Below are 25,340 nucleotides of genomic sequence, written 5' to 3' on the forward strand. Positions count from 1 at the left end.
ACCTCCTACTCGGTAATTTTCACGCTGACGACAGCGCTGATAGTTCCTTCAGCGGCATCCCCTTTAAAGGCCACCTTGGTCACAGATGCCCTGGGTTCGTATTGATGTACGGCAGCTATGATTTCGCTGCTGATTCGTGCCTGGGCTACGGCAATCGGAGCATCCAGCATGCTGGCATCAATGCCGAGTTCTCGGTCCAGGGGAACCGTATATTTCGGCGTCGTCAAAATGGTTTGTACATTTTGGACGATTTCGGCCGCCGTGGATGAAGGCGCGAAGTCAACATGATCTAATTCCATTTCCAGTACTACATTCACGACTCTTCATCTCCTTCCATTGCCAAATCATAGTCTCCCCCTAAGACGATCATATCGCCTACGTATTCCTTCAGGGTCACCTGTAACGTTGATGTCAGTATATTTCCGTTGTTATCCCATTCCTGGGTTTCTTCTCCGATGCTTTCGATAATCCAGTTGTTTTCCCCCACTGGCTCATTGCCGATGACGAGCGGCATGGATGTTCCGTCTTCGCATAGTTGGCGCAGCTTTGCCGCTTCATTCGCCGGGTTCACTCCCAGGAAGACGCTGAGCCGCATAGTGAAAGTAATGGTTTGTAAATCGGTTCCCAGGAATTCCAATACAGGCCGTCCGCCCATTACATTATGTGTAGCATACCTTCCCTTGGCTTCCCGCTTCCAGTCCGAAAAAGTCCTCACTTCTGAGCTGGAAACAGTGAAGACAACAGGCCCCAGACATCCGATCGGGATGCTCAGGCCCCAGGATGATAATTTCCCGCGCAATATGCTGATTGTATTTTGTTCCATCCGTTGGGCAGCCGTTTGTAGCCGCGCCCGGATTACGTTTGATAGAAATGACATGACTATCCTCCAATGAAAACATTCGGGCTCCCTGTCGTGTGTTGCCCTCCTTTTCCACATGTTTCACATGTCGTCGCATCGCCAATGCGAACGGCGCCCTTTCCATTTACGAAGACAGTGCCAGATGACCCCGTAGTTTGAAATGTACCGCTATGCGGGCAGTTACATGGTCCGGTATCTCCCAAACGATGTGCTCCCAGTCCATTGATGATTACATTGGCAGAAACTGTCCCATTGCTCCCGTTCCGAGTATGAGGACAGCAGCCTTTCCCCAGGTCGCAGGTTCCGGTTTCACTGTCTCCTTTTCTGGCCGCTGCTGGCATTGTCATCGCTTCCTAATTCAGATTAATAGTAGCTCCCGTAATGTTGATGTTGCCGACGCAGTGGATATTCAGGGTGTGTGATTTCCGGTCGTACTCGATATAGCTTCCGTCCCCATAGTCGATGCGCCGCACTTTGTCATCTGCAATTTGCGGGCTATCCTTCTGGCTGAAATAACTTCCCAGAATCCACCCGACCGTCTTGTTTTTATCATTCGGAAGATTGAGGCAAAGCACGTCTTCACCAACGTCTGGCATCCAGTAATCTTTAACAACCTTACTGCCCCGATTCAAAATGGCCATTTCGCAGGATACCATGCCGTTCTGATCTTCGAAGTATACTCGGGCCGTATTCTGCTCCGGATTGAGGGATGATACTTTTCCGACCCGGAACATATTCTTCAGCACATTGGCTATGGCTTTAGTATCCATATAAGCACCTCCGCAAATCGCACTGCACGGTATAACCATTCCCCAGACTATGGCTGGCTTTCGTGATGACGTATTTCCCATTGAATTTCCCGAAGCCGTCCAGCATGACGGTATTGCCAGCCAGCATATAGAAATTTCCGGCCATCGTTACCGTTGCCTGTACTTCTTCCCGGTTCTTTTCCCGTAGTTTTTTCTTGGCCAGCTTCTCGGCCTCGGCAACATCGGCGACTTCTTCGTTTACCTCCAGTGTCATACCAGGCAGGTTTTCCCGCTCCGGCACGGTATAGGTAAATTCGATAAGTTCGCCGCTTTTACTGTTCTTATACTTCACATGACAGGATTTATAAACTTCGTGAATCGTGGCTTTGATGGAATAGGATTCCAGTGAGTCATGCCCCTTGAATATAGTCATGACTGGGTCTTGGTCTTCATACTTTTGCTCGTCAAAGATGATGATTTTTTCATCGGATACCTTCAGGCATAATCCCGCATCCTGGCATAGCTTATATAAAAAGCTCAGATCTGTTTGAGCCGTTTCTTCAGCTCTATCCAGTACGGGGTCCTCCGATGTATCATAAAAGAGCTGTAGTCCAGCCCGATCTGCAATGTCCTGGGCAATGGCCGACAGCTTCGTTTTTTCCCATGCCTGGGAATGTTCTACGCTTCGGATTTCTGCGTTGTTCGGGATAGATACGCCCTTAATTTTCACTTCTTCTGGTGGGCCGCTGCATTCGATTTCATCAATCTCAAACTTTCCTATGGGAAGACTCTGAAGGTCTTCCCCATTTACCCAATGGGACGTAATCAATACGATATCGAGCATGGCCCCGCGTTCTGGCAGCCATCCGTCTTTCCAAAACTCTGAACGGTCTTCCAGGGTAATGTTCAAGCTGTCTGCTTCTCCATCCATGACATCATCGACGGTCACGCTTTTAGCGTACTTATCAATTTGTAGCGAAATGTTTTCGTGATTGTAGAGCACGATGACCTTTGCCATCCGAGCCTGTGACGTCGTCAGTTGGGGAAATAATTTTTTAGCATATGTTTCCCATAAATTCATTACATCACCTCTTCCATGGCGGCAGGGCTGACGGTGTCTCCAACTCAATATCAGGGACATTCAATATCGTTCCGGCTCCAAAAACTACAACATCCGCATAAGCGGTGTTATTGTTAATAAGGGTATCCGTGTACTTGCAATCTCCATACACGCGGTATGAAATGAGGTCCCATGTATCTCCGCTGATAGTTCTGTACCTAGTAGCCAAAACTTACTCGCCTCCGTTCGTGTCGATAGGATTCCAGCTGCTCCGCAAAGCTCTGCCTTGCTTGTTGTGCTGCTTCTTTTACAGCACTTTCAACGCGTTTAGGCTGTGTTTCTCCATAGAAGTTCATGTTGAATACCATATTGGGCGCAGTCGGCGCCTGGTCTTCTTGCTGGATAGTGATGCCCGGCGTTCTTTGAATTCGCGGGCGAACGGTTGCAGGTATAGTCCGATTCGGACCTTTCTGGCCAGACCTTTCCGGTTCTATTTCATCGGTATTAAACCCTAATGCCATCCCAGCCCTCTTCCAAAGTCCAATGGCCCTGGGTGATCCGTCCAAAGGAATGGCTGCTTCATCGCTGTCTTCCGCAAACCAAGTCAGGAAGGCACCACGGCTGTAAATGCCGCCGCGCGCATTTTCGTCTGGTTCATCGCCGCCCCCTGAGTCGGTTACAGTGTGTACGCCGACGGTAATGCCTTCTGAAAACTCCCTTTTAATGCCTTCCCAGGCGCCAGAAAGCGTTTCACTGATAGCGCCAGGAATCTGTTTAATCCAATTCACTACAGTGTCATAGGCTTCGCTAGCCCACTGTGAGGCTGCGTCGACAAAAGCCGCGCCAGCTTCTGCGCAGTATTCCGGCAACTGTACGAGGAAATTGTACACACCTTGGACGAGATTGCTCATCCACGATACAGCTGTTTCGTAGGCTTCACTGAGCCAAGCAGATGCTGCGGCGATGAAGGCGGAACCAGCGGCCATGCATCGTCCCGGTAATTCCATTAAGAAGGTAGCCGCACCTTCAATCATATTGCCTATCCACGACACGACGCTGCTATAAGCTGCGCTGAGCCAGCTGGCGGCTGCGGCAATGAAAGCAGAGCCGGCGGCTAAGCAGATGGACGGCAGGCGTCTCAGCCATTGTCCGGCTGCTGTAACCATACTAGCAATTTTTCCTGGCAGGGCCCTTAAAACGCCTACGATGAATCCAATAGCAAAGGCTATCCGTCCTGGCAGGCTTGTGTAAAAATTGACGTAAAATCCAACGACTTTCATAAGGCCATTTTTAATTCCCGCCCCGGCCGCAGAAACACCATTTTTTAAACTGGCCCAGGCAGAACTGGCGCCGGCTTTGATTTTTCCCCAAGCGCTGCTAACCGACCCGGTCAAGCTATTCCAGGCTCCGGCAGCGCCGGTAGAAATAGATTTCCAGGCATTGGCTGCGCCTTCCCTTACTTTATCGAAGTTCTTGTATAGCAAGTACAACGCCGCAATGACGGCCACAATGCCGATGATGACCAGTCCTGCCGGGTTGGCCATCATAGCCGCTCCCAGTCGGAGCATAGCACCGCCTACGGTGGTAGCCATGCGCATGGCAATCGGCCCGATTTTCGCCATAGCCTGACCGATTTTGGCGAATTTTTCGGCGAGTTGCATCGTTTTGATGAATTCATACTGTGCCTTTAACAGCTTAAATGCTGAGCTTAGGAAGTTGGATATTTTGACATAGGCAAATAGCCCAACAGCTGCGCCGGCAATTCCCATCATGCCTTCAATAACGCCGGGATGGGCGGCGGCTACTTTTGACAGGCCACCAGCCCACGCAGCCAATGTGTCAGCCCCTTTGGCGATGGTTGGCAGGAATATATTACCTACGCTGATAGATAATGACTCGACGGCCGATTTCAGCCGTATAGCCGCGCCTTTGGCATTATCATTCATAGTTTCAGCCATCTGCGCAGCGGCCCCGTCTGAATGTTCCATGGCGTCTACCAGACTATTAAAGGTATCCGGCCCGGCTTCCAGCACAGCCAGCCACCCGGTGGCCGCTTCCTTACCAAAAATGGCGCCCAGCGTAGCCAGCTTTTCTTCCTTGCTCAAGTTCTGGGTTTTATCCCTTAATTCACTCAGGATAGCAGACATCTTGCGAGGCCCATTCTGATCGCTCATTTGAATTCCCAGCGATTCCATGGCCATAGCCGCTTCTTTCTGCTCTGCCGTGATATCTTCCATGGACAACCCCAGTTCTTCCATGGCTTGTCGGGCCATTTTCGGCGGCCCTGCTAAGCGGATAAACCCAGACCGCAGGGCCGTACCGGCCTGGCTGGCCTTGATGCCTGAGTTTGCCATGATGCCGGCCATGGCCGCCGTTTCTTCCATGGATGCCCCGAAGGCGTGAGCGACCGGGGCAGCGTATTTCATCGTTTCGCCCAGCATTTCGATGCTGGTGTTCGTTTTGTTGGCCGCTACGGCAAAGACGTCTGCCATATGACCTGCATCTTCTGCCGATAGCCCAAAGGCTGTCAGATCATCCGATATGATATCCGCGGTACGAGCTAAATCAGTACCGCCGGCGGCGGCTAGGTTGAGTAATGCTGGCATCCCGGCCATGATTTGCTCCGTGTTCCAACCTGCCATGCCTAAGTAACTCATCGCGTCGGCGGCCTGGGTGGCCGAAAACTGGGTCTGTTCGCCTAATTCACGGGCCTGGTTCGTTAGTCGCTGTATTTCTTGGTCGCTGGAGCTGGTAATGGCCTTGACTTTGGACATGGAAGCTTCAAAGTTTGCCGCTGTTTGAATCATGCTGACAATTGGGGCACTCATCATGGTGACCGTTGCGGCGCCACTCATCAGTCCGCTGCTGGCGGCACTGAAATTGGCCATCGCACTGTTTCTGGCCATCAATACCTGTTGCAGTTTAGCTTGTGCCGCCCTCGTTTTATCCATTTCCTGCTGCAGGCGCTGTAAGTGCGTGCGATATTCTTCCGCACTCATCCCGGCGGTCTTCATGGCCAGGCCGATACGCCGGGTATTGGCCTGGTATTGTGTCGCAGTAATTTTCCCTTGGTCGAATTGGTTCCTCAGGCTTACCAGTTGGCGTTCATAATTTTTTACAGAGGCGGCACTAGCTTTCCAGGCCCGGTCCAGCTGCTTCTGTTGAGCGCTGATACTTTTGGCCGTATTTCCTAATTGTTTCATTTGATTCGTAGCGCCTGTTGTTGCGCCGCGAAAGCCTGCACCCAGTGTCGCACTGATAGCAAAGGCGATTTCAAAAACATGTCCCATGGCCATACCGTTTCTCCCTCCTTTCTGATATAATGAAATTAACAAAAGGATGTGATTGTTATGCTGCTTACTGCACTGTATGTAACGATTGCACTATTCGTATTTATGTTTTTCGTAAACATTGGAGCGCGTCTTTTAAAACTTGTATTCCGTCTCCTGCGTTACCTCGTGAACCGCTTTATACTGGATGATAAATAAGACCCCATGAAGGGGTCTTATTTATTGCGCTCATTTTGCTCTTGAATGAGTTCCAGCCAGCGTTTCATGCTGCATACGCTTTGTCCCATCCAAAAGTCCAGTCTGTCGTACTCTACGAGTTCGACGGCGATTCTTGCATATTGGTCGGCTGGTCCCCGCTTGCGGCAGCCTGGACGTCGGCGGCCAAATTCGCGAATAAAAAATTCATTACCTTTGTCGTGATGACGGCGTATTCACGAATACCCAAGTTCTTGATATCCGTAATAGATACGCCCAGTGCTTTAGCAGCAAGACGAGCCTGGAACCCTTTGCTGAAGCTAATGTCGGGCGTCATATTCCCGGCCGTGCGTTCCGCGTTTTCTGCTTGCTCGAAATCATATCCGGTCAAGGCTTCCAGTCCGGCCTGTAAATTTGTCGTATCCATGAGTACCTCCTATAATCCCAATGCTGCGCGGACGGGCGCGAAGTAATCTACGCCGTCGACTTCGAAAATATAATTCAGCTTGTCAATTTCAATTCTCTTCTTGTCGTTGATTTTTTCCTGGAAGTACAGCACGCTCATCTGATTCGTCGAATCAGTCTGGCTTGCCGGATCCAGCTTGCCGACGTCCATTTCTTTCGGCAGTGCCCGCACGTTAATCCGAATCGAATCTGTTACAAGTTCTCCTGTCGCCGCATCATAATGCTGATTGGCGCCGCGGAAAACTAAATCGTGTGCCCTGGGTGCGAAAAGTTCTGCGACGTCAGTGTTGATGGTCCGCCATTTGATAGTCAAATCCATATCACTGGTCATGCCCAGCGTCGGCATGTCGATATCACCGCCAATGCCGGCACCTTTCATTGTGTTGGTCAGGTACTTGATTTTAGGTAGCGTAATATCTGCCATGCCCAGTTTACGCTTGCCGCCTAAAAAGACTTCATAGTTGATTAATTTATCGCGCTGTTCATTAATCGGCATCTCAGTTCACCTTCCTTATTCAAATAAAGTGTCCATATAAGACGGGTCGTATTCCTGGATGAAATCGATTTCCCGCGCCGGCGACGGCGGCGTGATATATACATGGAAATGCAGTTTTCCGTCTTCCAGATCCGTCGTCGTGTTTTCGTCACTGCGGAACTCCACACGTCCGCCCAGCAAACATTCGCTGGCCGTCAGCCCATTCAGCCAAATATTGGCGCTGTCTACGACTGTCGCGATGAGCCGCTTGTTGGCAGGATTGTCGATTTTGCTCCAGAAGGACGTAACCAGGGTATTCCCGACCCAGTTGAACATGCGCCGATTGGTCAGCATCGCGTCTTTCGGGTCTGTATTCGACGGATAGGCAGCCGTCCGGTTGCCCCACAACTTCCAGCCGCCGATAAAATTCAGCGCCGTAATAACGCCCTGGCCATTTAAATAGCCGGCGCTGCCAACATTCAGGTAAACATCTGTTTCATCGGCCAGGCAGGCTCCGTCAGCTTGCAGTGAATGGTTGGACGGCGAATAGTAAGGGATGTCCTTATTTTCCGAGTCCACCTGGTTCATAAGGCTGGCCATCTGTGTAGACAGGTGATATAACTTATCGCCATTCTTGACTCTCGGCCAGCAGACAATTTCTGTCGTGTCGGTGAAGTTGTTTTTATTTTTCCATTCGGATACATCGCTGTATTTGGTTACGCTATCGGCTACGTCATGAATCGTGATGGCCCGGAATACGGTATCAATATTTTTGGCCTTTGCTTTCATGACAGCTGCAACGGCGGTATTGTCCGACCAGCCTGGCGCGATGACGATACCCGGTACAATGCCAAAGCGTGGGTACACTTCGTCCAACAGCTCTAACCCGCTGCTGGCACCCGTTTCCGTACTGACGCCGCCGACAATATCATCCGCCGTCACCGTGCTCGGATCTAAGGCCGTGTATGTAGCATAAACCGTGTTGGCGCTGGCCAGTTTCCCACCATCTAACGCAGTCAAAACGACTTCGTCGTCGTCATTATAGGCCGCTGTGTAATCGGTGCCTTTTACAGTGTCTGCTTCACCGCTGACCTGCGTCGATAACTGCAAGGTTTCCAGTAAGACAGCATCGTCAATTTTAGCGCTGCCGTCCGTCAATTTAACTTCTACACTCGTTTTTTTCTTGGTATGCTTCTTCGTACTCAGGCAATTCACCAGGACAATCGGTGCCATATTATACAGTGCAAAGTGCGTATAGATGGCTTCGCAGAGCGTATATTTCTTCCAATCATCCGAATACCCCAAGGCGGCTACGGCATCTTTGTAGGTATAGCAGAGCACCGGTGTATTTTCCTGCGCCCGGTCCGATGCCAGGTGCACCGGCGCAGTGCCAAAAGCTACAATCAACCCCGCATCCGTTTCGGTCATAGGGATAAGTCCCGTCGCTTGCTCGGATGTAAAAATGCCATGTTTATAAGTCATGCTTTTCTCCTCTCTTTACTGCTTGGTAAGCCATGTAGATAGCCGTGCCTTTTCTTTGCTTCTCTTTTTCCGCTTCCCCGGCTTTGTCTACGCGGACAAACAGCTGCTCAATGCCAGGGTATTTTTCTTGAAGCTCCTGGACGCGCCGAAACGGCTTGCCGTCTCTATAGACACGCCCACTTTTCAATCCATCCTGGATCCGGTTGGGTCCAATGTAGATATAAGACTTAATGCGTGTTTCCATTAATACTCCATTTCTTCCACAGGCTGGGCAATCGTGTAGACCAGTGTTCCGTAGCCGTACCAAAATGGATATGGCTGCCCTTCGATAGTCTCCCACTTGGTAGGCAGGCGCAGGCGGAACCGATTGCCAAGCGTTCGCTTCTTCAGCACAGATTGCCGGATGCGTTCCATGATATTCAGTGTATCCTGCCAGGCCCGCTTATCTTCTCCATAGCAGCCAACAGTAAGTCCTACGGTCGCGTAGGATTCCGGCATTTCTTTGCTTTCGCCATCTTCCACTTTTTGCAGGCTGACGACAACCAAAGGGTAATACGTATCGCTGAGAAAATCTTCTTCAGAGATATGCTGCTCATATACCGTTACCGGTTTGTCTGCCTGTCCTTCGGCCTGTAGCTTATAGTCTTTGACAGCGCTGCGGATGCATTTCGCCAATTCTTCAATCAGTAATACAGGTATCATTTTCTAAACCCCATAAGGAAGGCGTTGATTTCATGGTCCAAATTCTCTGCCATTCTCTCCCGGGCCTTCCTTTCGATAAATTCGGCAACCGTCGGCGCCCCCAGCATCTGCGGTGTCGACGGCCCAGAAATCTTTTCAATCGGCAGGCTGGCATTGGATGATCCGTGGCCAGCCCGCTGGAATACCCCTACGTGCCCCGACTTCATACGGGCTACGAACGCATGGGCAATCGTTCCGCCCTGGCCTTTTACGACCTCAGCATACGTGTATACGCCTGTCGGCGGGCGATGTTTGGGCGGGTTTCCCGGATTATGTCTGAAGTAAGACAGGTCGTTTACGGGGCCCTTGGATACTAATGAGGCTATCAGCCCCCGGTACGTTACTTTCATAGTCCGCGTCACGTATGATGGCTTGATAGTATAACGTTCTTTGACCTTCTGCACGGCGTCTTTTTTGGCGCCGCGGATGGACTTTCGGATAGAGGTCTGTAAGGCCTTTTCTGCGGCCCCTGGCATGCTTTCCAGCAGGGTTTCTGCCTTTTGTAAGGAATCGCTTACGTCAATTTCAAGCATTATGTCATCCCCATTCTATACGCACCGAGTTCGATGGTATACATGCCCATGTCGTCGACGCACGATATGACTTTGTAAAGCTTCCCATCGAACTTGAAGTTTTCGCCCTGCTTTGGTTCTCGCGGCAGGGAATCTTTCTTGACGGCCAGGCAGGTAAATTCTCCATGCAGGCCGCTATAGTTGCGGCTGGACAGCGTGGACCGCTTCCGTGTCGCATCGTCAGATACGACACAGAGGCATTTCGTCCCGTTCAAATCGTGCCAGTCGGCAAACTCTTCTTCATTCAGGATCACTTGGTCAATATCTGCCGCCACCATATCTTTAAACATCAGCCAATTTTCACCAATACTGTCGTGGCGGCATCGGCTTTGTCGGCAATGCAGAGGCCTGCCGGAACTCCGCCTTCTGCCGTCTTATTGATTACGTTGTCCGATTTGGACCAGTACACGGCATCGCCAGTCGTAATGGCCAACCCAGTCGCGGCCGGTAATTCATATACGCCGACCAGGCTGACAGCTCCTGTCTTGCCCGCTTCAATGGCTTCGGCGGCGACACCAATGCAAGCGGCGAAAGGAACGACTTCCAAGTACCCGATGTTGCTTTTAGGCGTGTAATCAATCGTCTGTCCTTTTTGAATGTATTTTGCAGTTGCCATTTATTTATCCTTTCCGCTCGATTTGAGCAAGCCACGGAAATCAATCAGATTAACCCCGAAATCGAGGTATACGCGCCATTTGATGCCCAGGGTATCAAACTGTACAGCGCTTTCTACGGTCGGCGTTTCTTTGCCATTCAGATACGTTACTTCGATGCTCGGAAGGATGCCAGGTGCTGCAGCCAAATACCATTCAGCCGCATCGGTTAATTCTGGATCAGAAACGACGGTCAATCTGTTGGCAAAGGGGTTTGGTGTGGCATTGGACTTGGTCGGGTCAACGGCAGAGCTGACCAGCTGAGCCGCTGCAACTTCCAATTCCGGCGGCACAATCAAGTAGGCCGGCTGCACATTCAAGGCTTCTTCGCCTTTCAGGTTGAATTGGGGCGTCGGGCCGGTGCTGCCACAACAGCACCCCGATGTCCTGCAACCGGCTCAAGTCGGCTGCGCCTTCTTCATGGCTGAGGATTTCCGGCCCGAACCATCTTTGATATGGTTCTTCGCTGGAAAAAGATAACTGCACTTGACGGTTATCGTCTTCGCCCTCAGCCCTCAATAAAATCATGTTGCCGTTAAGATTCCGGCTCAGATTCTTCCTGCTCTTCTGGTTCATGTTCTTCGTCCTTTCCTTGGTTATTGTCTTTGTGATTGCTTTCGGCGGCTTGGACTGATTCCGGCGTATGCACAGACAGCGTCAAACCAAGGGATTCAGCGGTTTGCTTTTCCAGTGCCATCTGTTCCAGTTGTTCCCGCCAATCGTATCCGCGTTCCGCGCACCACTGCGCCAGCGTCTTGCCTCCATTCTGTATAGCTTTAATGTCGGCATCGACTTCCTTTTCGGGGTCAATCCACGACCACCCAGGAGCGACCCATTCGGCCTTGGTGTACAGTGTGCGATGCTGCCAATAGTCCGGTATCTGTAACGCTCCCGACAGGACAGCCGCATCCATGAACTCTTCGTAGACGACCTGGCAAAAATGCGAGGCCATGAACAGCTGCATAGGTTCGAAGGTCTTCCGATCTTCCAGAGCTCCTTGTCTGGCTGAGCTGAAGGACGCTTTTTGGAAGTCCCGTGACATCATCTCATAGGACAGCCCAAGTCCTGACCCTGCCAGCCTTTCTTGGACAGCGACAAAGTCTTTAGCGGACGTAATAGAGCGCGACGGGTTCGCCGTCTCTATCTTCTCGCCAGGGCTTAGATATTGGATCATCCCGGGGCTGACGCGTTTCAATTTCTTCCCGTCTTTGTCCATCTTGCTCCCGCGCCCGACATTAGCACCCCCGAACTCGCTGGTAATAAATACCGAAAAACAAGCCGCGATTTTAGCAGCCACCGTTTCGGCGTCCAGGTAGTCGGCCGTATCTTTGATGCGCTTGATGATAGGCGTCAGGTCAGACATCCCTCGTATCTGGTCCGGCTGGTTCTTGGTCCATAGGTGAATGATCTGCGCGGCCGGCACGCGGTCGGGCTCGTACTCAATATACCCATCCGGGCTTTTGCGCCGGATCCAGTACGCTACCAGTTTTAGGTAGTCATCCAGCTCGATGCCGCTTCGGATGACTCGGTTCGTTTTAGGAGCATATAGTAAGTAAGGGTCCAGCATATCGGATTTGATGATTTGGAGCTTGAAGGGAACCACTGCGTCCTTGTCGGTTATTTTTTTTACCAGGATTTCTCCATCTACGATTTTCCTCCTCAGCAGCATGCGCTGCATTTCATAAAATGTCTGATTCCCGGTAATATCGCAGTTTTCCGGCCGGCACCACTGGTCCCATAGGCGCTCAATTTCCTTATTCAGTGCTTCCAGCGGCGTCCTGGCCTGGGGTTTAATGCCGACGCCGACGACATTACGTACAATCCCGCCAACAGCTGCATTGGCGATGTCGCTGTTGTTTTCCAGATACCGGGCGCGGGCTTTGATAATATCCCGCTGTGTCTTATCGGTATTTTCTGTGTCGGCGTTGATGGGCGTCCAGTCATCGTTGAAGCGGTTGATTTCACCGGCCTCATAGCGGCTTAGCAGTTCCCTGTAAGCCGCCCGTTCGCAGGCCCACTTAGGTGATAAAATCTGGATAACATTGTCAATTAGGTTCATCGTCTTTCGGTATTCGCATACAAAATATTGTCGCCATCCCGGGCCGCAATGGCGGCTTTCAGCTGCTTTTCGCGGCTGTACAGCGTGGCCAGGTCCGCCTTGGTGATACTGCGGTTGTTGATTTCATACTTCTGCGCCCCTGTTTCAATCGCGGCAATCGCTGTCTGTACGCGCTCCAGCTGGATTTCCAGTGTATCCAATACCTTTCACCTCCTTTCTAAAACCAGTTTTTCCCAGCATCTCCGAGCCAGTCATTTTCTTCCGGCTCGCTCATTTCTTCTGTGTCGGGTTCCATTAAATAGCGGACGCCAAGTATTTCTGCAGCCAGGGCACTGTTGGTCTCCGTATCCAGCAAGTGGTTTTGCGCATGACTGGATATGGGTTCCCATCTCAGCGTTATCCGCCCCTTTTTGTCTTTATATTCGACCTTCTGCTCGGCGCAAATCTGGTCTGCATAATAAGGCTCAACATCCTTGCAGACATTCCAGCTGCCGGCGGCTCCGGCATCTACGCCCAGACGCCCGGCGATGAAGTCTTTCATCTGATTGGTGTCGAAGTTATAAAGCCGCAGCCCAAAGCCAACGGCCTTATCCAGTACAGTGACGCTGTATCTGGCCCGCAGCGGCGTAGACGCCCCTTTAGTCGGAATGGCTACGTCCATGTGCTGCGCGCAGAACGAATAAACTTCATCCGTGTTGTAGCCGGAGTCGATGCAGGCTAGATTGATATTGCGTACTTCGCCATTTGTATCGGCATAGTCCCGGTTGATGACGGTTTCCACGTCGCCCCAGGTCTCGACACGGCCATAATCGACAAGCCAGCTCGTCAGATGTGGCCCCCAGGCGCGGACAGAATACCAGAAGTGGTCCAGCTGCACGTCAACACCGCATGTCAATAGCTGAGCTTCTGCCGGCATCGTTCCCCGCAGGTAATTTAGTCTCTTGTCCAGGACGATGTCGGATTGCATCCGATTGGCCTTGTTTTCCCAAGGTTCGGCCAGCCAGGAGTTAATGAAGTTCATCAGCCGTTCCGGCTCATCTTTTGCACTCAAGAATTTATAAGCCATGTCGCCAAAGGTCAGCCACGGGCTGTAGAAGGAACTCAAGTGATATGCCACGGAGTGCACTCGTTTCGGCGGCTTGTTGATGGTTTTCCACCTGCCATGCCGCAGCATGTCCATTTTCTGCCGGTCATCAATGATATTCCCGCAAGAAATACAGTGATATTCCGCCGCATCCCTGGCGTCATACGCATTAGATCCTTCCGGCCATTTAAGCTGCTTCATAGTAAGCACTTGATAGGCCCCGCAGTGAGGACATGGTACATAATACTCATAGCGGGCGTCGGCCTGCTCCCATCCCTTCCAGATATTCCCGGTTTTAAGCGTCGGTGACGATACTTTGACAATCTTTTTATTGTAGAACGTCTTGGTTCGCTCTTCTGCCAGCTCCAAAGGGCCGGCTTCCTGGCCAGACCACTTCGGAAACTTGTCAATTTCATCGAAGAATACATACTGTACAGGGCGGGATGCCAGCCCGCTCGGACTGTTGGCCCCGACCAGAGCAATATACATGCCCTGGAACTGCAGCTCCAATTTCTGACTGTGCTCGGCATCAAATTTCTCGCTCAATGGCTTAGACAGTGCAATCATAGGCTTGATACGGTTCTGGCTTGTGAACTCGGCCAGCTTATCCGTCGGATATACGATCAGCATAGGCCCCGGCGCCTGGTCGATGGCATAGCCCATCATATTCTGTTCGGCTGCGGTCTTTCCCAGCTGGGTCCCGGCGACAAAGGTAATGTCATGGATGCCCGGTTTGGTGAAAGCGTCCATGATGGCCTGCAAGTAAGGTGTCCGCGATGTATGCCAGCGTCCAGGTGCTGCGCTGTCTTTAGCGGACAAGATGTGCGATACCGGTCCGCCCACTGAGATACGCTCATCTTTTCCGGCGGTTTCAACACCCGCAGGGCGTCGAGGATGTACCGTTTATACGGTGGCTTTTTTCTTCCTCTTGCGATGATATGTGCCCCCTTTACTCAGCTCTTCCAAGGCCTCATGTACCCGCTTGTCAACTTCCGTTTTGGCTACTTCTGCCGCATCCGCATCCAGCGAATTCAGCTCTATAGCTACGTTATGGCCGATAGCCAGCAAACTTTTCTTTAAATTAGTCATCAGCAGTGTCAGGTCTTCCCTGACTTCGTAAACGGGTAAAAATTCATCCTTGGTTACGCCTAATTTGATTTGCTCCTGTTTGGCCTTAGCTTCCTTCAAATCCGCTTCGGCCCTCAGTTTTCGCAGTTGTGGCGATTCCTTGGTTTCGCTTTTATATCGCCAATTGAGCAGTGCTTTCAGGTTCCACTTTCCGCGGGCGGCCTTGGGAGCGCCTTTTTTGTGCCAACTTGACAATGTCTCCCTCGAAATTCCAAAGAAATCGCAGGTGTCTGCCGTAGAAAAAATGAACTTTTCATCAGAAAATTCTTCTTTATATGCGTTTTTTGCATTAACTGCCATTCCTCCTTCCCTCCTAAAGGGTTGAATCGTCAGTTTGTCAACCTATTTTTTTGATTTTGACGGACAGAACCGCCGGGACTCGCAGACCCGTGTTAGCCTGCCCCGCTCACAGTACCTTGGGCACCGGGGGGCTTGCCAGCTGTCTGGGCCCTCTATTTTCTGCCGGCGCGGCCTGTGAAGACGGGCCACCCCAGTAGGGAACGTGATTTTTCAGAAACAAGCCGGATGCCCTGGCCTGTGCCCGGCCCACCCAGCGAGCCGCTGGCCCGTGTGCGCCTGCGTCAGCCGACCACGTCAGCCAGCCATGCAGCACCGTGGTGCAGGCGCCGCCCTGCTGCTGTGCCACGCCTGCATATGAAAAGCACCGCCTCGCAATTGAGACGGTGCTTTCCATATTCGGTTGCGTTGCTTTACATGAGAGTGGCCGCTTTTCCCTTTGGTCCACATATACACTATATCACACTACCCATAGGAAATTATAGGAAATCTTTCAAAAGATTTTTCGAAGGCACGCAGGGCTTTGCCGTGAATCTGCGTGACCCTCCGGTACGAGTACCCCATACGTACTGCAATCTCTTCCCACTGCATGTGCCCTAGGTAGCGGTACTTCAATACAGTTTGAAAAATCTCAGTATCGTCACCGCAAGAAATTCCCATAATAATTTCTCGGCACTGTATCCGAAGATTAATCCAGTAATCCCATTCTGTCGTCGCTTTATCCCTGGCATCCATGTAGCGGACAATTTTATCTGACGTGTCTCCACCGCATCCTCCGCCGGAAACTCGCGGGACACTATAATCGGTAGCCGACAGATGCAAAATATCTTCTTTGATGTCCTGCTCTTCCTGCTCTAATTCTTTCAGCCTAATAGGGGCCATCCAAACCTTGTGCAGATATTCTTTGCTTGTCACGCTACCCCTCCCTTCAATTTCGGTGCCGGTGTTTCCGCTTCAATGTCCAGCGTCATCTGCGCCCGTTTTCCCTGGATGAATAATTCCGCTTCCTTCATGGCGCTTCGCACGGCATTGTCCAGCTCCATCCAAGCTCTAGCATAAATCTTTTCCGTCTTGAATGTAGCGACTAATCCGTCATCACCGTGCATCGCTCCGGCTAATACGTAATTATCGACGCTGTTGTCCCGATTGTATTTAATTACGATGTCTTCAATCTCCCCGTCGCATACTGCGGCAAAGCAGGTATCCACATTGGCCATGACGTGAAAAATATTCTCCATGGCCTTGTATAATTCTGGCCGGGCCAGCTCTTTGCTTTTCAGCGTATATTCCCGCGGCACTTCTTTTTCGTTTTCGATGTATCCGATTCGGACAACATTACTGCTCACATGAATCTTGTTGATGATCATAACTTCACCTTGCTTTCGATGAACGTAATGTGTACCTTGAATCCGCAAATAGTCGCAATCTCTTCCAGTGCCCGCTTCAACAGCATCCGGCGTATACGATACCTGCGGTTCTTCCGCTTCTCCTGCCGCTTCCGTTCAATCCGGCTTATAGCTTCTTCCGCCGTTGGGTCCTGATAATGTTCCTGGTTCATCCGCTTTACCTCCTCATTCTTTTTTGGCACCTAAATCACCATAAAGGGCGCGCAAATAATTCACGCATTTTTCCCGCACGTTAGCTGCGTCTCCCGTGTGATGCCGAATATAGTGACAGCGCTGGCACAGTGTGACAGCCTTCGTAATCTCGTCGGATTTATAGACGCCACATGGCTCATGATGCATCTTTTCTGAATTGTCCACATATTGTCCACAATTCACGCATTTCCATTCGTCCCGCGCGTGTACGGCATCATTCAACTTTCGCAGTGCGGCCCCGTGAAGATGGACGCGCTTCGTCTTTTCGATATACGTCTTTCTCCCTCCTTTTCGTCATTTTCACCGTAATATGCCACCCTGTCATCGAATTGAACGTACTGGTGGCTTCGATAAATTCATATCCCGGATACGTAGCTTCCCATACTTCGCGGCAATCCGTAAGCCCTGCCAACTCTTCCAGTTTGCGATGGCTGAAGGCCCAGTCATTTTTAGTGACTTTCGGGTTCTCTAAATTCCGCGAACAAATATACGAATTTTCGTATCGCTCTTTATTTCTGGATTCCTTGAGGATGTACTGACATAACTTCTGCATGAGTTCTTCATCATCAATGCGAAGACGGCTCGCATTGCTCAGACCTTTACCCCAAATACGTTCTAACTCATCCCGGTCCATATCTCCGCTAATAACCAGGTGAAAGTGATAGTTCTCGCCTTTTCGTTCCAGCGTTCCCATATATTTCACCGCTTCCAGGCCAGCCTTTTTACGTCGACGGTTCAGACGGCGGATGAAATTCTTGAAATCGTTTTTCGCGCTTTTCACGCAATCCGGCCGATTTCCCAATGAGTATGTCAACGTGAGGTAGATGTCATTCCGGGTAAAGTTCGTTCTTACTTTTTGTCTGAATGTCCGAAGGGCTTTGTTTTTGTTCCGGCGTACTTGATCCGGCGATGATAAGTTTATCTTCCTTTCTCGAAGTCTTTTTCCCCGAGCGCTCATGTCCGGCATTTCAAAGAGGTCGGTCTCAAAATATTCCTTTCCACAAAAATATTTTACGTTTCTTACAAAGCCCATTTCTGTCACCTTCTTTTTATTTGGCATTAAACATAACGCCTACTACAAGCCCATAAAGGCGTTTCGCCTTTATATACATATATATGGGAAAAGGAAATGCCCTTTCGGACACTTCCCGTTAATATATTTAAAGAATATTCGTCATAATAACAATGAATCCGCCCCAGAACACAACACTTGCTGCTAAGAGGATTCGCCACGTCCAGGCTCTTAGTACGTCATCCTTCATTTTCATCCCTCCATATATCTATTTTTTCTATGATCATGTGAACCAAATTTTCTATATCGTCTGCACTTAGGTTTTTACAGTTCCGCTTGATAGCCCGCCGGATATCGTCTTCTAACGACGGGCCCGGCGTTTTCCCAATTTGGTCGCCATGCTGAACGGCGACCGGTTCCGCCCGCGCAGGTTCTACTATCGGCTGTTCCAATTCCGCTGATTTTACGGCTGCGGTTTTATCTTCTACTGGCTTTTCTTTCAGTGGCGGCGATTCTGGCTGCCTAGAAGCACTTGCGCAGGCCTTAGCATCCTGATTCCAATGCCACAGTGCAAAAAATGTGGAAATGCGCGTCAAAGAAATGGAGCCTGTTTTTTCAGCCTCTGTAGGCGTTACTTCTTTTTCAAACTGCTGCTGCGCTTCTATCGGTTCTTTGCACACTTCATATGCCGCGGAAATGCCTAACCTGCCGTCTTTCAGCCATTCATTTAACGACGGCAACAGGTTGTTCGCTATTGCCTGGTATCTGGCCACGTTGGTATGATTATCGTTCATCATGTCAGCAATGGCGTCCCGGCGCCGTCCCGATAATTTTCCCGTCTTCTGATAATACTTGGCCAGCGATTCCAGGCGGCGGTATTGTTCGACCCGCTCCCAGGCATTGAGCTTGCGGGTCGAACTATTTGTCGTAATAAGCAAGAGCTGTGCGTTCATATCATTGGTTTCGATTTCACAGGGTACTTTGTTTTCAATGCCAACAACATGCTCCTTTATTAATTCCTTCATGGCCTTGCACCGGCGATGACCGGAAATAATCTGATATCGTCCATTAGATGTCGGCTGCACGATGAGATTTTGCCGCACCCCACCGGCGGCTACAATGGCTGCTTTCAAGGTTTCAACATTCGATGTGTCGTAGAAGTTGTCCGGATTTTCATCGAGTAAGTCGACATCCAGATATTCTATCTTCCGCTGTTTTTCTTTAGGGACCAGTCCCATATCTGATAAGATACTCATTGTTTCATCTCCTCGAGTATTTCATTGACCAGGCGGCGATACTGCCAGGCCGGCTTTAAATTCATCCCAAGTTCGGCTAAGGGCTTCTGCATGAGCGTACTGTCAATGATCCACCGCGACCGGCTAATCTTCGTTTTGAATACAGGAAAATTCTGCCGCAGTGCCGCTTCCACCTGTCCGCTGTACTTCGTCACTTCATCATGCGTAATCAAGACGCCTAAAAGTTTCAGCTTAGGATTGATAGCCCTGGCATCCTTTAGCTGGCGATCTAATTCGTCCAGCCCCTGCGAAGAAAATGCGTCGAGCCGGACCGGAATGATGAGGTAATCAGCCACGCCCAAGGCGTTGATGGTAAGCATATTCAGTGCCGGCGGGCAATCGATCAGGCACAAGTCCCGGTCCGCATCATCTTTTTGGCTAAATGCTTTCGTGTCTTTTTGGTCATACAACCGGCGTTCGCAATCATACAGATCCATGTTGCCCGGTGCAATATCCAAGAACGGCCAATCCGTCCCGTAAATCTTCCGGTCGCTCAGCCAGCACGGTCCTTCCGGGTTGTACCGCTTGAAATATAAGGATAAGTTTCCCTGGGGGTCACAGTCTATCAGCAAAGTCCGCCGACAACTATGACGCGGCGTCCCTTTCATGCGATGCGTCCTCCGTGTGGCATAGAGATGCCCAATATTGGCTGCCGTCACGGTTTTCCCTACACCGCCTTTCAAGTTGTATATTGCAATCGTTTTCATTTCTTCCACTCCTCAATAAAGCATCCATTCCCGAATATCCGCAGGCTATCGCCCGGTAAAAGCAACTCCATGGCGGTGCGTGCTTTTTGCCGGGCTTCTACCCACGGACTCATGTCGTCATATATCCGCTCTACAGGCTCTCCGTCCCGTATATGTAAGATAACGAAATACATGACCTGGCTCATATAAACTCGTGGACTAAGTCGCCTGGCTGTATTTGATAGCCATGTATTGTCCATAACTCATGCCAGCCTTCCTTGCTGCTGCAATACATTCTCCCAGATGACTCCCCTTCTTTACGGCTTCTTTTGGGGGAGGCGTTTCTTTATGAAGGTCCTGGAATTTTTCTGCGGCTTTCAAGGCTGCTGTCTTTTTTCGGTTGTCAGCCCGCTTCTGCCTTTTAGTATCCCCTTCAATGATATTTCTCATGATTCGTTTACAATTCGTGCTGCATGTATATTTCCGGGTCCTTGGCGTATTAATCTGTTTTCCGCACACGACGCAGAAATCCGGCCTGGGGCTTCCTCCCTGGTTCCATTCCGCTTCATAGTTATTTCGTTCTTTCAGAATCCGCCGTCGGCACGAAGGACATAATTCCTGTTTCTTCGCCCTATCAGAGGCAGTAAACGTTCCTCCGCATAAAAGACATTGCTTTTCCATTTTTACTCCCTTCTAAAACCATGTCTTATTAACCAGGTCATAGTGCCACCACATCCCATTTTGGTAACGCACGCAGCAGCATCCATCGGCTAGGAAAATATTTTCAGGGTTTCCATTTTCCCATTTCCCAGTCGTCACATGTTTTAGCACGACATCAACAAGAAGGTCTCTTACTCCGTCGGTCAGCATATCCCAACCGCTTTTTTTACTGAGCATGTTCTTTAAAGCTTCCTTGGTGATTTTCTTCATCTTTGTCACTCCTAGCGAATAATGATTTTTTGCCCTGGACGTAGGCTGTCCACTTCATTGATGTCATTGTTGATTTGAATTTCATAAATCGTTTCCCGGATGTCCTGTCCCCGGTCGTCAGCGACACTGCGGGCAATGTCCCACAATGTTTCGCCTTCTTCTACGATATGAATTTCTGCGTTGTCAGCGGCTACCGTAGGCCCTTGTCCAATACTTCCAATGCCGCTGCCGGCGTAAAATCCAGCGCCCAAGGCTATGACAATAGTCATTCCCCAGCGCAATACAGTTCTTTGTTTCATGTCTTTCCCTCCATTCATCATTTTTCTATTTTCGTGTCCAGCCATTGCTTGATCTGCCAGCCCGGAAAACGCATGTCCGATTCCGGCGTTATCTTTACAAATGGCAATTCGCGGCGAGATGCGAGATTATAGATTGTCCGCACTGATACATGCAGCACTTTGGCCAGCGTCCTGGCGCTGTAAACCCTATCGGACTCCAATAGTCCTGGCCGAATATCTTTCATGTTTCCTTCTCCTTTCTATACCTCGTTCATCCCCGTTGCTTCATGCTATAATGAAAACAAAGGAGATGATGAAAATCATGAAACGTGATTTAGATCTGCTTCGGAAGATGTTGCTTCGTATCGAAGAGTTAGATCCAACTAAAAGCAAAATCACTATTAACAGTTTTTCCGATTTATGTGACTATCCACCACTTATTTCACTTCACATTGAACTATTAATTGACGATGGCTTCATTGAAACATCAGAACCTATTTATTGTGGCCCTATCAGTGATTATTGGATTTACAGACTCACATCATCTGGATACGACTATTTAGATGCCATTCGAAATCCATCCATTTGGCAAAGTACATTGAATAAAATCGAATCGGTTGGTGGTAGTGTTACCCTGGACATTGTTAAATCTATTGCTGTATCTATCATCAAAAGCCATCTAGGTATTTAATTTCTTGCTGAATAACACCATCTATTTCATCAAAAACTTTCTCGTATCTAGTTACTGTTTCTTGTGGTTCTCCTAAAAGAAACGGGTGTAACTTTTCCAGCATTTCAAATTTTTTATTTAACAGAAGCTGTAATCTTTTTTCTGCTGCATATCTTTTAGTTTGATTTTGAGCCATTTCCTTACGCGGTTCTTTTCCCTTATCCGGCTTCATGTTTATCTCCTTTCTGTATCTCGTTCATCCCCATTTCTTCATGCTATAATGAAGGCAAAGGAGATGATGAAATGCCTGACGTGGTCGTACCTTGGTTTTTACCAATTATGACGATTGTGCAAATATCGCACGACAAGTTCTCCAATCACTGGAAGAAAAAAGCCAAGCAAAACACTAATTACGAGAACTATAATGACTTGCGTAATACGATCCATTAATCTCACCTCTTGGTTTACTGTTTTTATGCTTCTATGCTATAATGTAGTTATCAACTTTTTTCCTTAGGCCGTCCGGTTACCGCCGGGTGGCTCTTTTTTTGTGTCCGTTTCGGACAAATCAAAAATTCACCCATTTTCTGCTCCTCCATCCCTGTATTTCGCATTGCTGTGTTATACTCAAAATGGAAGGAGGTGATATTATGCCTAATATTCCTTATGCGGATAGTCCTGGTAAGCTAAGTGTAGAAGTCAGGTTACAGCACGCTGCTGACGTGTTCTTACTTGACTCGACTAATTTTCAGCGCTATCGCAATCATCAAAGTTTTAAATATTACGGCGGTCATTACACCCGAACTCCCGTAAGAATTACCGTTTCTGGCAGAGGACGCTGGTATTTAATCGTCATTGGCTCTGCTTATCAGTATCGCTTCTTCTGATTTTCTGATTATTCATAGAGAGTTTGCCGTCAACCAAGCTCTCCACTTTTTCTTTTAAAACGGCATTATCTTTCATGTACTGTATCGTCTTATCCGCTATCTCTTGAATGTGTGATATGGTCAATTCGTTTATAGCGGCTTGCTTCAGTAAAAAATCAATTATCATATCTTCTGTTTTTTCATCTATCAGCCTCTTCATCGGAATCCTCCCCCTTATACCGTTCATCTCCTCTACTTCAATTTCGCACCGGCCTGCTGTTCGGCGTCATCAATCCATTGCTGAATTTCGCGTGCAGCGCCGATTTCTCCGTCATGGAATGAGTATCCAAGAACGTCGATACAGGCTTCCCGGTAGCCCCTGGCACAGGCTGCCATTTCTCTGGCTTTGTTTTCGATGTGTTGATTATCCGGGTCTTTTGCTGTTTCCTGAAGGAGAACAGCTCGACGCCAGTTCAATTTAAAATTCGCTTCCAGCGTTGCTCTTTCATTCTTCGTCATACTACCATCTCCTTTATTCCTTTCCCTCTCCGTTGAACCATGCTATGATGAGTACGGAAGGAGGTGACTATTGTGGCGAAAATAACAGATTTAAGTTCGATGTCAGATATTGCCTGGCAAGCTGTCAAAATTCAACAACAAATGCAGAAATTGTATTCCCTTACTCTTCCACCGCCTGCTATTCAGCAACTAATGAAATCAATGGAAAAAATTTCTCAAATTACGGACCCATCAGCTATTAGGTCTATACAAGATTCTATGAACGTTATTACAAAACTAAATCCTGCTTGTAATCTGCCCTGGTCAGACGCTTTCAATGCAATCTCCCAAATTCCATTGGATGTGCGTACTGGCTTAGCCGAATCGTTCTTACAACAATTGAATCCAATGGAAATATCACATGCCGACGTTCCTGATGTTACAGAAGAACAAGAGAAACAGATTGATGAATTGTTCCCTACGCTTAAAGACAAATCATTGAGCCGTGATGCAATCATCACGCTGATTGCATTGCTATTTAATTTGCTGTGTACCTTTGCTGGCTGTGAAATGGAATCTATATCACATGAAGATAATATCCAGTCCCACAGGGATGCTATTCAAGCTCATCAGGATGCTGTACAAGCTCACGAAGATGCGGTACAAGCTCACCTGGATTTTAGCCAGTCCAAAAGTATAGAAAACAACAATGCTGAATTGCAGACCCAAATTAGCAAAAATACTTCATTAGATGGTGCCAATGACGACGACTGAACGCCCAATATGACGCCTATGCACCGTATGACGGTGTAATAAAAGTCGTTTTTTGTAACAATTAGAGCCATGTCCCCGCATGGCTCTTTTTTGTTTCTATCCATGCTATGCACTTCCTTATAATTCCAATGTTATGTTATTTTCCTTGTTATTGCTAAAATAGCAATATTAATTACAAAAAAAATCGTTTATATTACATTTCAGCAACTTTGCTAAAGGTGGCAACATTGATGCGCTTAGCTGATATTCTCCGGCTTCATATTTGTAATAATTTCCAGCATTTTTCAATCCAAGTGCTCGAGCCGCTTCAAGTAATGTTAACCCTAATTTCAATCGTCTTTCTCGGATAAATTTTAAATCTACTTTATTTTTTATCTTCAAATCTATCACCTCCTTTATTGCTATTTTAGAAATTTTATCTATTGTCATTATATATTTCTAAAACAGAAAAGTCAAGGCTATTTTACAAACATATTTCTGTTTTAGAAATAAATATTGTTTTCCGTTTTAGAAACATTTAAAATGAATAATATAATGATAGTTTCTAAAAGAGAAATATCCAAAGAGGTGATATTCATGAATGTCGGGAAAAGAATCGCTGAATTGCGGGAAGCGATGGGAATGAGCCAGTTGGAATTTGCTAACAAGGTTCATATCAACAATAGCGTTATGAATCGGATTGAAAAAGGAATCCGTCCTATCAGAGATGATGAATTACTTGCTATATCAAAATGCCTGAATGTATCTGTTGATTATTTGCTCGGCAATTCTACATCAAAAGAGATTCCCGACGCTAATCTTCCACCGCTTACGCCGAAAGATGAACGTGACATAGCGCGTGATCTTGAAAACATGATAGAGTCGCTAGACGGGTCCGCTGCCATGGGTAATGCTGAAGATGATGAAGACCGTGAGCTATTACGGACATCGCTGGAAACAGCCATGAAGATAGCGAAACGGACCGCCAAGAAGAAATTCACCCCGAAAAAATATCTGAAATAGGTTGTTCGTTAAAGGCGGTGATGCGCTATGGATGTAAAAAAAATCGCCGTACAGACGGCGAAAAAATACCAAACATGGAACCCATATGAAATTGCAGAGGCTCGCGGCGTACAAATCATATACGCCCCGCTAAAGTCTATTCTCGGCTATTACACAAAATATAAACGGATTCAATGCATCATTCTGAACGATAATCTTCCCTCCCCTTTACAACGTTTCGTCTGCGCCCACGAGCTTGGCCATTCCATCTGTCATACCAACTTGAATACGCAGTGGCTGAGAAAAAACACCTTGGTATCGACAGGCCGAATCGAACGCGAAGCCAGTACCTTTGCCGTCGAACTCCTATTACCTGACGACCTCGTCCGTGAATATCCAGAATACTCCCTAGAACGACTAGGGAAAATAGCCGGCATCCCTCTTGATTTATGTTCTTTAAAAAAGTTCTAATATTGTACAAAAACGCCTGATATTTTCAATATTGACATATTTTAATTAGTTTTTAAATATTTTACAGCACTTTACAACTTTTACGCCACCTCGGAAGTTGATGAAGCTAGTTTACACAAGGCCTGAACTAAGTCCGTTGGATTTTTTGCGGTTTGGGCCTTAGCGACCAAAG

Annotated in this window: 39 protein-coding genes; 5 read left to right on the plus strand and 34 right to left on the minus strand. The window is 48.5% G+C overall.

The window, feature by feature from the left end; all coding sequences use genetic code 11:
- Positions 1-5 precede the first annotated feature (5 nt).
- The 30 genes from ACFCTO_RS08960 to ACFCTO_RS09105 all read right to left on the minus strand — a co-directional run bounded on the left by ACFCTO_RS08960 (position 6) and on the right by ACFCTO_RS09105 (position 21,153).
- Positions 6-317: a GPW/gp25 family protein gene (locus ACFCTO_RS08960; RefSeq protein ID WP_418519042.1), complete on the minus strand. Its 312-nt coding sequence runs from the start codon at positions 315-317 to the stop codon at positions 6-8.
- Entirely contained in the window at positions 314-877 is a 564-nt protein-coding gene (locus ACFCTO_RS08965) for a phage tail protein (RefSeq protein WP_481325329.1), read from the minus strand. The genes ACFCTO_RS08960 and ACFCTO_RS08965 overlap by 4 nt, the downstream gene beginning before the upstream one ends.
- A gap of 2 nt (positions 878-879) precedes the next feature.
- Positions 880-1,206: a PAAR domain-containing protein gene (locus ACFCTO_RS08970; protein ID WP_499876758.1), complete on the minus strand. Its 327-nt coding sequence runs from the start codon at positions 1,204-1,206 to the stop codon at positions 880-882.
- Positions 1,207-1,212: 6 nt separating this feature from the next.
- Positions 1,213-1,629: a phage baseplate assembly protein V gene (locus ACFCTO_RS08975; RefSeq protein ID WP_370856629.1), complete on the minus strand. Its 417-nt coding sequence runs from the start codon at positions 1,627-1,629 to the stop codon at positions 1,213-1,215.
- On the minus strand, positions 1,619-2,689 hold the full coding sequence (locus ACFCTO_RS08980; protein ID WP_418519030.1) for a phage late control D family protein: 1,071 nt from the start codon (positions 2,687-2,689) through the stop codon (positions 1,619-1,621). The genes ACFCTO_RS08975 and ACFCTO_RS08980 overlap by 11 nt, the downstream gene beginning before the upstream one ends.
- A gap of 4 nt (positions 2,690-2,693) precedes the next feature.
- Positions 2,694-2,897 (minus strand): tail protein X, encoded by a 204-nt coding sequence (locus ACFCTO_RS08985; RefSeq protein ID WP_481325331.1) that lies wholly within the window; start codon positions 2,895-2,897, stop codon positions 2,694-2,696.
- A complete protein-coding gene (locus ACFCTO_RS08990; protein WP_499876759.1) occupies positions 2,887-5,964 on the minus strand; it encodes a phage tail tape measure protein in 3,078 nt (1,025 codons plus the stop codon). The genes ACFCTO_RS08985 and ACFCTO_RS08990 overlap by 11 nt, the downstream gene beginning before the upstream one ends.
- A gap of 304 nt (positions 5,965-6,268) precedes the next feature.
- Positions 6,269-6,580: a hypothetical protein gene (locus ACFCTO_RS08995; protein ID WP_418519024.1), complete on the minus strand. Its 312-nt coding sequence runs from the start codon at positions 6,578-6,580 to the stop codon at positions 6,269-6,271.
- Between the two features lie 9 nt (positions 6,581-6,589).
- Positions 6,590-7,114, minus strand: a complete 525-nt coding sequence (locus ACFCTO_RS09000; RefSeq protein WP_418519021.1) for a phage major tail tube protein — start codon at positions 7,112-7,114, stop codon at positions 6,590-6,592.
- 15 nt (positions 7,115-7,129) lie between these two features.
- Positions 7,130-8,521, minus strand: coding sequence for a phage tail sheath family protein (locus ACFCTO_RS09005; protein ID WP_418519018.1), 1,392 nt, complete (start codon positions 8,519-8,521; stop codon positions 7,130-7,132).
- Between the two features lie 43 nt (positions 8,522-8,564).
- Positions 8,565-8,819 (minus strand): hypothetical protein, encoded by a 255-nt coding sequence (locus ACFCTO_RS09010; protein WP_370856636.1) that lies wholly within the window; start codon positions 8,817-8,819, stop codon positions 8,565-8,567.
- A complete protein-coding gene (locus ACFCTO_RS09015) occupies positions 8,819-9,277 on the minus strand; it encodes a hypothetical protein (protein WP_481325334.1) in 459 nt (152 codons plus the stop codon). Before ACFCTO_RS09015 ends, ACFCTO_RS09010 begins: the two co-directional genes overlap by 1 nt.
- Positions 9,274-9,849, minus strand: coding sequence for a phage tail protein (locus ACFCTO_RS09020; protein WP_481325335.1), 576 nt, complete (start codon positions 9,847-9,849; stop codon positions 9,274-9,276). The genes ACFCTO_RS09015 and ACFCTO_RS09020 overlap by 4 nt, the downstream gene beginning before the upstream one ends.
- A complete protein-coding gene (locus ACFCTO_RS09025; protein WP_370856639.1) occupies positions 9,849-10,178 on the minus strand; it encodes a hypothetical protein in 330 nt (109 codons plus the stop codon). Before ACFCTO_RS09025 ends, ACFCTO_RS09020 begins: the two co-directional genes overlap by 1 nt.
- Complete coding sequence (locus ACFCTO_RS09030; RefSeq protein ID WP_481325336.1) at positions 10,178-10,504, minus strand: DUF2190 family protein; 327 nt, start codon at positions 10,502-10,504, stop codon at positions 10,178-10,180. The genes ACFCTO_RS09025 and ACFCTO_RS09030 overlap by 1 nt, the downstream gene beginning before the upstream one ends.
- Entirely contained in the window at positions 10,505-10,861 is a 357-nt protein-coding gene (locus ACFCTO_RS09035) for a phage major capsid protein (RefSeq protein WP_499876760.1), read from the minus strand. It lies immediately after the preceding gene.
- Between the two features lie 215 nt (positions 10,862-11,076).
- Entirely contained in the window at positions 11,077-12,600 is a 1,524-nt protein-coding gene (locus tag ACFCTO_RS09040; RefSeq protein ID WP_499876761.1) for a phage portal protein, read from the minus strand.
- Positions 12,597-12,800: a hypothetical protein gene (locus ACFCTO_RS09045; protein WP_370856643.1), complete on the minus strand. Its 204-nt coding sequence runs from the start codon at positions 12,798-12,800 to the stop codon at positions 12,597-12,599. Before ACFCTO_RS09045 ends, ACFCTO_RS09040 begins: the two co-directional genes overlap by 4 nt.
- 17 nt (positions 12,801-12,817) lie before the next feature.
- The gene (locus ACFCTO_RS09050) at positions 12,818-14,527 is read right to left on the minus strand and encodes a phage terminase large subunit family protein (RefSeq protein ID WP_499876762.1); all 1,710 of its coding nucleotides are present in this window, start codon (positions 14,525-14,527) and stop codon (positions 12,818-12,820) included.
- Between the two features lie 60 nt (positions 14,528-14,587).
- Positions 14,588-15,112, minus strand: a complete 525-nt coding sequence (locus ACFCTO_RS09055; protein ID WP_418518994.1) for a hypothetical protein — start codon at positions 15,110-15,112, stop codon at positions 14,588-14,590.
- Between the two features lie 462 nt (positions 15,113-15,574).
- Positions 15,575-16,024 (minus strand): sigma factor-like helix-turn-helix DNA-binding protein, encoded by a 450-nt coding sequence (locus ACFCTO_RS09060; RefSeq protein ID WP_370856645.1) that lies wholly within the window; start codon positions 16,022-16,024, stop codon positions 15,575-15,577.
- Complete coding sequence (locus ACFCTO_RS09065) at positions 16,021-16,476, minus strand: hypothetical protein (protein WP_370856646.1); 456 nt, start codon at positions 16,474-16,476, stop codon at positions 16,021-16,023. The genes ACFCTO_RS09060 and ACFCTO_RS09065 overlap by 4 nt, the downstream gene beginning before the upstream one ends.
- Positions 16,473-16,667, minus strand: coding sequence for a hypothetical protein (locus tag ACFCTO_RS09070; RefSeq protein ID WP_499876763.1), 195 nt, complete (start codon positions 16,665-16,667; stop codon positions 16,473-16,475). Before ACFCTO_RS09070 ends, ACFCTO_RS09065 begins: the two co-directional genes overlap by 4 nt.
- Positions 16,668-16,921: 254 nt before the next feature.
- On the minus strand, positions 16,922-17,767 hold the full coding sequence (locus tag ACFCTO_RS09075) for a rolling circle replication-associated protein (protein WP_499876764.1): 846 nt from the start codon (positions 17,765-17,767) through the stop codon (positions 16,922-16,924).
- Between the two features lie 191 nt (positions 17,768-17,958).
- A complete protein-coding gene (locus ACFCTO_RS09080) occupies positions 17,959-18,975 on the minus strand; it encodes a ParB/RepB/Spo0J family partition protein (protein ID WP_499876765.1) in 1,017 nt (338 codons plus the stop codon).
- Complete coding sequence (locus ACFCTO_RS09085) at positions 18,972-19,721, minus strand: ParA family protein (protein WP_370856650.1); 750 nt, start codon at positions 19,719-19,721, stop codon at positions 18,972-18,974. Before ACFCTO_RS09085 ends, ACFCTO_RS09080 begins: the two co-directional genes overlap by 4 nt.
- Before the next feature lie 198 nt (positions 19,722-19,919).
- Positions 19,920-20,381 carry a hypothetical protein gene (locus ACFCTO_RS09090; RefSeq protein WP_499876766.1) on the minus strand — a complete coding sequence of 154 codons (462 nt, stop codon included), beginning with the start codon at positions 20,379-20,381 and terminating at the stop codon, positions 19,920-19,922.
- Between the two features lie 12 nt (positions 20,382-20,393).
- A complete protein-coding gene (locus tag ACFCTO_RS09095; RefSeq protein WP_444310429.1) occupies positions 20,394-20,630 on the minus strand; it encodes a hypothetical protein in 237 nt (78 codons plus the stop codon).
- Positions 20,631-20,641: 11 nt separating this feature from the next.
- The gene (locus ACFCTO_RS09100; protein WP_499876767.1) at positions 20,642-20,929 is read right to left on the minus strand and encodes a LysM peptidoglycan-binding domain-containing protein; all 288 of its coding nucleotides are present in this window, start codon (positions 20,927-20,929) and stop codon (positions 20,642-20,644) included.
- Between the two features lie 17 nt (positions 20,930-20,946).
- A complete protein-coding gene (locus tag ACFCTO_RS09105; RefSeq protein ID WP_443873487.1) occupies positions 20,947-21,153 on the minus strand; it encodes a helix-turn-helix domain-containing protein in 207 nt (68 codons plus the stop codon).
- 77 nt (positions 21,154-21,230) lie between these two features.
- Between ACFCTO_RS09105 and ACFCTO_RS09110 the strand changes: the two genes are divergently transcribed.
- Positions 21,231-21,599 (plus strand): DUF2513 domain-containing protein, encoded by a 369-nt coding sequence (locus ACFCTO_RS09110; protein ID WP_481325346.1) that lies wholly within the window; start codon positions 21,231-21,233, stop codon positions 21,597-21,599.
- Here ACFCTO_RS09110 and ACFCTO_RS09115 read toward each other — a convergent pair.
- Entirely contained in the window at positions 21,577-21,810 is a 234-nt protein-coding gene (locus ACFCTO_RS09115) for a hypothetical protein (protein WP_481325347.1), read from the minus strand. The genes ACFCTO_RS09110 and ACFCTO_RS09115 overlap by 23 nt on opposite strands.
- 418 nt (positions 21,811-22,228) lie before the next feature.
- On the opposite strand from ACFCTO_RS09115, the gene ACFCTO_RS09120 reads away from it, so the two are divergent.
- Positions 22,229-22,465: a DUF1883 domain-containing protein gene (locus tag ACFCTO_RS09120; protein WP_499876768.1), complete on the plus strand. Its 237-nt coding sequence runs from the start codon at positions 22,229-22,231 to the stop codon at positions 22,463-22,465.
- Here ACFCTO_RS09120 and ACFCTO_RS09125 read toward each other — a convergent pair.
- Together ACFCTO_RS09125 and ACFCTO_RS09130 are read right to left on the minus strand one after the other, a co-directional pair.
- Positions 22,431-22,664 (minus strand): hypothetical protein, encoded by a 234-nt coding sequence (locus ACFCTO_RS09125; RefSeq protein WP_481325350.1) that lies wholly within the window; start codon positions 22,662-22,664, stop codon positions 22,431-22,433. The two genes, ACFCTO_RS09120 and ACFCTO_RS09125, sit on opposite strands and share 35 nt — an antisense overlap.
- 32 nt (positions 22,665-22,696) lie before the next feature.
- A complete protein-coding gene (locus ACFCTO_RS09130) occupies positions 22,697-22,963 on the minus strand; it encodes a hypothetical protein (protein WP_499876769.1) in 267 nt (88 codons plus the stop codon).
- Positions 22,964-23,035: 72 nt separating this feature from the next.
- Between ACFCTO_RS09130 and ACFCTO_RS09135 the strand changes: the two genes are divergently transcribed.
- Entirely contained in the window at positions 23,036-23,716 is a 681-nt protein-coding gene (locus tag ACFCTO_RS09135) for a hypothetical protein (protein ID WP_499876770.1), read from the plus strand.
- Positions 23,717-23,884: 168 nt separating this feature from the next.
- Here ACFCTO_RS09135 and ACFCTO_RS09140 read toward each other — a convergent pair whose 3' ends face one another.
- Positions 23,885-24,097, minus strand: a complete 213-nt coding sequence (locus ACFCTO_RS09140) for a helix-turn-helix domain-containing protein (protein ID WP_292301448.1) — start codon at positions 24,095-24,097, stop codon at positions 23,885-23,887.
- Between the two features lie 195 nt (positions 24,098-24,292).
- Here ACFCTO_RS09140 and ACFCTO_RS09145 point away from each other — a divergent pair, with 195 nt between their 5' ends.
- Positions 24,293-24,718: a helix-turn-helix domain-containing protein gene (locus ACFCTO_RS09145; protein WP_292301447.1), complete on the plus strand. Its 426-nt coding sequence runs from the start codon at positions 24,293-24,295 to the stop codon at positions 24,716-24,718.
- Positions 24,719-24,745: 27 nt separating this feature from the next.
- Positions 24,746-25,168 (plus strand): ImmA/IrrE family metallo-endopeptidase, encoded by a 423-nt coding sequence (locus tag ACFCTO_RS09150; RefSeq protein ID WP_499876771.1) that lies wholly within the window; start codon positions 24,746-24,748, stop codon positions 25,166-25,168.
- Positions 25,169-25,340 lie beyond the last annotated feature (172 nt).

Source organism: Megasphaera indica (assembly GCF_046614755.1).
GTDB classification, from domain to species: domain Bacteria; phylum Bacillota; class Negativicutes; order Veillonellales; family Megasphaeraceae; genus Megasphaera; species Megasphaera intestinihominis.